Source organism: Clostridium sp. (assembly GCF_040797585.1).
GTDB lineage: Bacteria > Bacillota > Clostridia > Clostridiales > Clostridiaceae > Clostridium_Z.
This window is the reverse complement of the sequence record NZ_JBFNEO010000166.1, coordinates 1-6,530: the sequence shown is the minus strand read 5'-3', so window position 1 is coordinate 6,530 and position 6,530 is coordinate 1. Positions and strand designations below refer to the sequence as shown.

Sequence of the window (6,530 nt, the reverse complement as noted above, 5' to 3'; positions counted from 1 at the left end):
GAGATAAGTAAGATGGATAAAAATAATATAAATCCTTATACATTATCTGCTGTTATAAATGGATTAAAAGCTATTGGACAAGATCCTTTAAGTGATGATTTTAAAGTTGGAGATAAGAACATTGTAGAATTACTTCTAAACTTTAGAAAAGGTGATAGGTTTGAGTTTAATACAGAAGGTGGAATAGAAACCACTATGATTACTGAGCAAGGATTGTTAGCTTTATCAGATATATTAAAAGATAAGAGTGTATTTAATAAAACTTTTGACTTCAGTAAGGAAGAAGGAGTAGATAATAAGGATAAAGAAGAAGTAAAAGATACCAATAATGGAAATAAAGAAGAAGTAAAGAATAATAATGATAAAGTTAATGTGAAGGAAGAATCTAAAAATAATAATGGAAATAAGGTAACTGATAATAATGCTACTATAGAAAATCTTAAAGCTGGCAATAGAACTGTAGAAAGTAGCTTAGTGGCAGCTAATAATAGTGCAGAAGAGAATAGTAATAATAAGGAAGAATTAAATTCTTTAGAAAGTAATAAACCAAATGAAGAGTCTAAGGACAAGGAAGATAATAAAGAAGAGACAAGTCCTAACAGTGATGCTGATAAAGAAGCTACCACTAGTGAAGATAAAAAGGAAAAAGGCTCTAATGTTAATTTATCTTCTTATAAGAAAAATATGATGATCTCCTTAGTAGCCTTAGGAGCGGCAGTTTTATTAATAGCAGGTTATTTTATTAATAAAAAGAAAGCAAAATAGGTGAAAAATATGAATAAGAAAAGTCTTATAGTATCTTTAGTAGTACTACTTTTAGCTATAAGTGGGTATACAGGAGTAAATGCTTTAAAGGAATATTACTCTCTTGATAATACAAAGGAAAATACTTATGCAGCAAAAGATGTAGAAGGAAACAGTAATAGTGAAAGTAAGGAATTTTCAGATGAGATTAAGGAAAATAAAGAAGAAGATACTAAAAAGGTAGATGAAAATAAAGAGGTTAAAGATGCCTCAAAAGATAGTAATACTAAAGGAGTATCACAAAAAGGAGAACCAAGTGAGGGGAATAAAAAAGAAGCCGCTTATACTAAAAATCAGGTATCTAAGGAAACCCCTAAAACTTCTAAGGAAGTTTTAAAAGAAGAAAATAAAAGTACCCCTGTTAATAATAAGGAAGATGAAAAGAAAGAGAATAATTTCTTAGTAGTCAACGGAATAACAGGGCAGAATTTATTCTCGACCTCCTTTAATGAGGAAAATATAAGTGTTGGAGCTCTAACGAAAAAGATCTTACCAGAAGGAAGTTATAAAGCTAAAGGAAGAGGAAGTGCTCTATTCTTTGACTCCATAATGGGACTAAGCAGTGGAGCGCATGGAGCTTCCAGTGGATGGGTCTTCATGGTTAAGAAGTCTGGAGAGGAAAACTATATATCTCCATCAGTTGGAGCTGGAGCTTATAATATTCAAAAGGGTGATAAGATTCTTTGGAGATATATAAAGAGTTAATAAAAAGCAGAACTACATTTGTAGTTCTGCTTTTTACTATTTTATATACATTGCAAGTAATGAAATTATCCATAGATGTGTAGGATAGAATATGTAAAATAGGTACTTAGAAGATTTACTATTTGGTCCTCTTTCACCATTATAAGATAAAATAAATACTAAAGAAAATATCTGCATCCATTGAGGATCAAAAAGAAATAAAGATTCATATATAATTTGAGTATCAAAGGTTAAGATTGTATTAAAGAAGCTAGTTACTAATAAAGAGGTTATAATATATACAAGTGATAGTTTAATTTTATTTCCTCTAAAGAAATAAAATATAAGTATACTCATAACACCGAAAATAGAAGCTTCTGTGAAAAAACTTAAAGCTACCGTTAAAATAAAAATAGGTATTCCAATTATATAATTTTTAGTTTTCTTTATATAATCAATAGACATAAGCATAGCTATCCCTAAAGTGAAAGAAAGGAATATATTATTATTAACAGGTTGAGACGATGGTATAGTAATTCTTAGTATAAAGGAACCTAATGCCATTATAGCAGCCCATTTAAAAAGTCTTATCATATACTTATTTCTATTTCTAGTATGATAAAAACCTTCTACTAGGAAGAACATAAATATAGGAGCAACAACTCGTCCAACCCAAGGAAACCATACAGGCATACCTCCTATATAAGATGCTAAATGGTCAAAAACCATAAATACCATGGCTATTATCTTTAAAATAAAAGCATTCATTATTAATATCCTCCATGATTCTTAAAATTTCTCATGGAGATATATTATCAGAAACTATAAGAAAATGTCCATTACACAGACCTTACATTTTTGTAAGGTCTGTTATTTGAAGTTCTTTATAGGACTCTTTATTTTCACCATTAACAGTGTAAGTAGCTTTCACTTTTAAAAGAGAATTCTTAGATAATCTTAATTTCCTTGGTGGATATTGTAAATCTAAATAGTGCTTATAGTCATTCCAATAGGTATCCCTAGTAGATAAAGATACTATTAAGTCATCGTCAATAGATACAGAGAGAGAAATGTTATTTATATCCTGGTCTCTCTCTACCTTTTCTAAATATGAATTTTTTTCAACATATATTGAGTTATAATATCCTATAAAAGAAAAATCTTTAAGCATTACATGGTCAAGATATATATTAGTTTCATATATGGTAGGAAGGGTAGTAGACTTAACCATATAGTACATATTAAAAAATACAGATATTATAAGAAGGGTTAAAGCAGTAATAAAAAACTTTTTTTTAATCATAATTCCTCCTAAAATAAAAACATTAATACATATATTGTATAATATTCAACTATATGTTACTATGGTTTTGTAAATAAGTGTTTATATACTTAAGAGATAAAATTATTTTTATAAAAGAATTTATTTTTTATTTAGATAATACAATAGAATTTTTATTTATAGGAGCAAGTAAATGGAAAGTAAGTCAATAAAATTAATGCTTCTAGGAATTACTTTAATAATGGTTAGCTTGTTTATACAAGGGGAACCGGGAATAAGATTTTATGGTAATGAATTATATATAGCATTAATAGGAGTTATCATGGTACTTATAGGATTCTTCAAAAAGAATTAGTTCATGGGATCTTACTATAATTTATGTGTGAAGATATTTTATTTATAAAGAAATTATTTAGGTAGAGAGGTGAAGAAAATGATTTATATGATGATGTAATGTAACTAATGAAGAAGTAGATAAAGAAGTTTGCGTATTTTTGCAGGCTTATTTCTTATTGTCTTTATTAGTTAACATCATCACTTAGCTCTATTTCCATATATCATTTATACACTATTAAAGAGACTCTCTTTAGTGAAAATGTGATGGCATAGCTTTTGTGGCGAATTGTTAACACTTAGATTTCACTTAAGGGGGATTTTTTATGTGCAAAATTAATACTGTTGTTAAATATATTGATGAAAATATAGAATATGATTTGAAAATTAAAGATATAGCAAATCTTGTTAATTACTCCTATTCTCATACCCAGAGAAAATTTAAAGAATTCACAGGGATCTCAGTGATGGAATATATAAAAACTAAAAAGTTAATATTTAGTACTGAACTTCTCATAAATACTCATAGAAGAATATGTGATATAGCATTAGAGACAGGCTTTCAATATGAACAATCATATATAAGAGCATTTAAAAAGGAATATGGAATGACGCCGAAACAATACAGGGTAAACTTTAAAAATTATGAGTAAAAATGTTAAGTTTTTAAGTTCTATAATCAATAGAATTAAATATACAAGCTATCTTAAGAAAGCTAGATTTGGTTTTAGATATAGAAGTTGTGAGAGAAATTAAGTTCAAATCATAAAGCTTAGGAGGAGATACTATGAATTTAAATATAATAAGAGATATATTTGAAGATTATGCCCAAAATAAAAATTTTTCTGGAACCGTATTAATTAAACAAGGAGAGGAAGAATTATTTTCATGTGCACATGGATATGCACATCTTGGGTGGGAAATAAAAAATACTTTAGACACAAGATTTGATACTGCATCTATTACAAAGCTATTTACAGCAGTTAGTATATTACAACTAGTAGATAAAAAATTAATAACATTAGAGAATAAAGTCTTAGATATCCTAGATATAGAAAATGGAGAGATATCAAAGGAGATAAGTATTTATCACCTTTTAACTCATACCTCAGGTATTGGAGATGATGCAGATGAGGAGTCAGGAGAAAGTTATGAGGAAATATGGAGGGAAAAGCCTAGCTATTCTGTGAGGGAATGTAGAGACTTTATCCCACAGTTTGTCTATAAAAAGCCGTATTTTAGCCCGGGAAAAGGATGTAGATATAATAATTGTGCCTATATTTTGTTAGGCTTAGTCATAGAGAAAATAAGTGGTAAGAGTTATATAGAGTACGTTAAAGAAAATATATTTAAGAAAGCTTCTATGAATAATAGTGATTTTTTATCTATGGATGGAATTAATAAAAACATGGCTGAAGGGTATGTATCTATTGAAAATAGTGATAAAGAAATTATAGGCTTTAGAAAAAATATATATTCATACCCTCCAATTGGCTGTTCTGATGGAGGGGCACATACCACCGTAGGAGACCTAGATATTTTTATTAGGAATATACTTAATAATAAATTATTATCAGAGAATCTAGCAAATGAGATTTTAAAACCTAAAGAGTTATATAGAGAAAACTCTAAGATATATGGCCTTATGGGATATGGTTTTGAATTTAGATTAAGAAAAAGAGATAATAAGGTGTTTTGCATAACAAAGGATGGAAGTAATGCTGGAGTAGCTTGTGTAACTAGGTATTTTCCAGAGCATGATATAACATTTACTATATTATCAAATAATGATTCTTGTAATATATGGGATATAGCTATAAAAGTTCAAGAACAACTAGGAATAATAATGGAATAAGTATTTTAGTAAGCAAATGAGTTTTATATAAAGCTTATTTACTTACCATATACTAAAAATATATGGAGTTAAAAGGAGGGGGATTTAGTGGGAGGATTGTGTTTATTATATATCCTCCCACTAAAGATAAACTATGAAAAGTAATATATGGATTAAGGAAAAAGTTATATATGAATTAGAAGATGGTTTTAGTTTAAATAAAGCAAATCCAAAGGAGTTTTCAATCTTTTCAGCAATATATAGAAATAATAATAACTGGTTTAGGCAAAGTTTTAATAAGCTATTTGAAGTTTTTTCAGAGGAAGAAAACTGCTTTTGGATATTAAAAGATGATAAAAGAGTTGGAGGAGTAATCCTTGAGCCTAATATGATAGGTTGGGTATTTCTTATACCGCCTTTTTCAGATAAACATAAGATATTAAGCTTAATTGTTTTAGAGTTAAGGAAATGGTCAGATCCAAATAAAAATATTTACGCTCATGGAGTTATGACAACGGAACTTGAATATTATTTTAGAACAGGCTTTAGGATGACTGGAGAATTACGTAATATCAAAGAGGGAGAAAATCCAGATTACTCATGGGATTTCAGTCGTGTAATGATAAGACCTACTGAAGAATATAATATTACCTTTGAAGAAGATTATATTACTATGGATTTAAAAGAAGTTAATATAAAAGATTTAGGACACTTTTTTTATAAATCCTATAATGGGGATAAAAAGAAAGAGAACTTTATTTCCTCTTGTGAAGAGTATTTTAATTATTGTAATGATGCTACTTTAAATGCCTCAACAGTATTATTGAGTAAGATAAACAATGAAATTGTAGGAGCTTGCCTTATTAGCCTATGGGAAGAGTGGCCAAACATATATGATGTAGCAGTTCATCCATCTTATAGGGGAAAAGGACTTGCAGGTAGAATGATAAAAGGAGCATTAAATAATTTGAAAAGTGAATATCCAGTATTAAGGTTATTTGTAGAGCTTGGGAATGATGTAGAGGCATTATATCATAATTTAGGATTCATAGCAGGAGAAGAAACTACAAGTTTATATATTCCTAAAAGGAATAATTAGATAATTTTATATATATATAAGTTATTTATAATTTCAAAATATATAAAATAATAAGGGAGTAAGCACAATGGAAATTGAGTTTGAAAGAGCTAATGTGGATGATATTAAGGGAATAATTAAGGTGAGAAATCAAAACTTCTACGAAGATTTTGTTAATATTTTATTTGTAAGGAGGAGATATTATTGGAAACAGTAAAGTTAGCAAATAAACAAAAAAGGCTAGATATTGATCTTTATATAATAGCTATTACAGCATTGGTAGTACTTGGAATCTACACGGGTTTTCAAGATAAAATTATTATATTTATAAAGAATAAAAACATTCATATATTATTGAGGACGTTTATTAGTGCCTTATTTCAATTTGGTATTGCAGGTCTTGGAATTACAATTGTATCACTTCTTAGGAAAGAAAGTTTTTTAAGTTATGGACTAAAATACAAAGGGGCTGCATTATCGATTCTGTTTAGTGTATTATGTTTTGTTCCATATAT

At 28.2% G+C, this 6,530-nt stretch carries 9 protein-coding genes and 1 pseudogene; 8 read left to right on the top strand and 2 right to left on the bottom strand.

Features of this window, described 5'->3' with window-relative positions:
- Positions 1-765 (top strand): hypothetical protein (locus AB2369_RS10305; protein ID WP_367666395.1); only part of this gene is annotated, 765 nt, incomplete at its 5' end.
- A gap of 9 nt (positions 766-774) precedes the next feature.
- Complete coding sequence (locus tag AB2369_RS10300) at positions 775-1,509, top strand: DUF4430 domain-containing protein (RefSeq protein WP_367666394.1); 735 nt, start codon at positions 775-777, stop codon at positions 1,507-1,509.
- Between the two features lie 36 nt (positions 1,510-1,545).
- On the opposite strand, the gene AB2369_RS10295 is transcribed toward AB2369_RS10300, so the two are convergent.
- Positions 1,546-2,256 carry a TraX family protein gene (locus AB2369_RS10295; protein ID WP_367666393.1) on the bottom strand — a complete coding sequence of 237 codons (711 nt, stop codon included), beginning with the start codon at positions 2,254-2,256 and terminating at the stop codon, positions 1,546-1,548.
- Between the two features lie 82 nt (positions 2,257-2,338).
- Entirely contained in the window at positions 2,339-2,791 is a 453-nt protein-coding gene (locus tag AB2369_RS10290) for a hypothetical protein (protein WP_367666392.1), read from the bottom strand.
- Positions 2,792-2,963: 172 nt separating this feature from the next.
- Here AB2369_RS10290 and AB2369_RS10285 point away from each other — a divergent pair, with 172 nt between their 5' ends.
- From AB2369_RS10285 to AB2369_RS10260, 6 genes and pseudogenes are all read left to right on the top strand, one after another.
- A complete protein-coding gene (locus AB2369_RS10285; RefSeq protein ID WP_367666391.1) occupies positions 2,964-3,125 on the top strand; it encodes a hypothetical protein in 162 nt (53 codons plus the stop codon).
- A 304-nt stretch (positions 3,126-3,429) separates the two neighbouring features.
- Complete coding sequence (locus AB2369_RS10280; protein WP_367666390.1) at positions 3,430-3,756, top strand: helix-turn-helix domain-containing protein; 327 nt, start codon at positions 3,430-3,432, stop codon at positions 3,754-3,756.
- Between the two features lie 134 nt (positions 3,757-3,890).
- Complete coding sequence (locus tag AB2369_RS10275) at positions 3,891-4,958, top strand: serine hydrolase domain-containing protein (RefSeq protein WP_367666389.1); 1,068 nt, start codon at positions 3,891-3,893, stop codon at positions 4,956-4,958.
- A gap of 133 nt (positions 4,959-5,091) precedes the next feature.
- The gene (locus AB2369_RS10270; protein WP_367666388.1) at positions 5,092-6,036 is read left to right on the top strand and encodes a GNAT family N-acetyltransferase; all 945 of its coding nucleotides are present in this window, start codon (positions 5,092-5,094) and stop codon (positions 6,034-6,036) included.
- A 67-nt stretch (positions 6,037-6,103) separates the two neighbouring features.
- Entirely contained in the window at positions 6,104-6,232 is a 129-nt protein-coding gene (locus AB2369_RS10265; RefSeq protein ID WP_367666387.1) for a hypothetical protein, read from the top strand.
- Positions 6,220-6,530 (top strand): annotated as a pseudogene (locus AB2369_RS10260) (hypothetical protein); the annotation flags it as partial. The gene AB2369_RS10265 and the pseudogene AB2369_RS10260, both read left to right, overlap by 13 nt.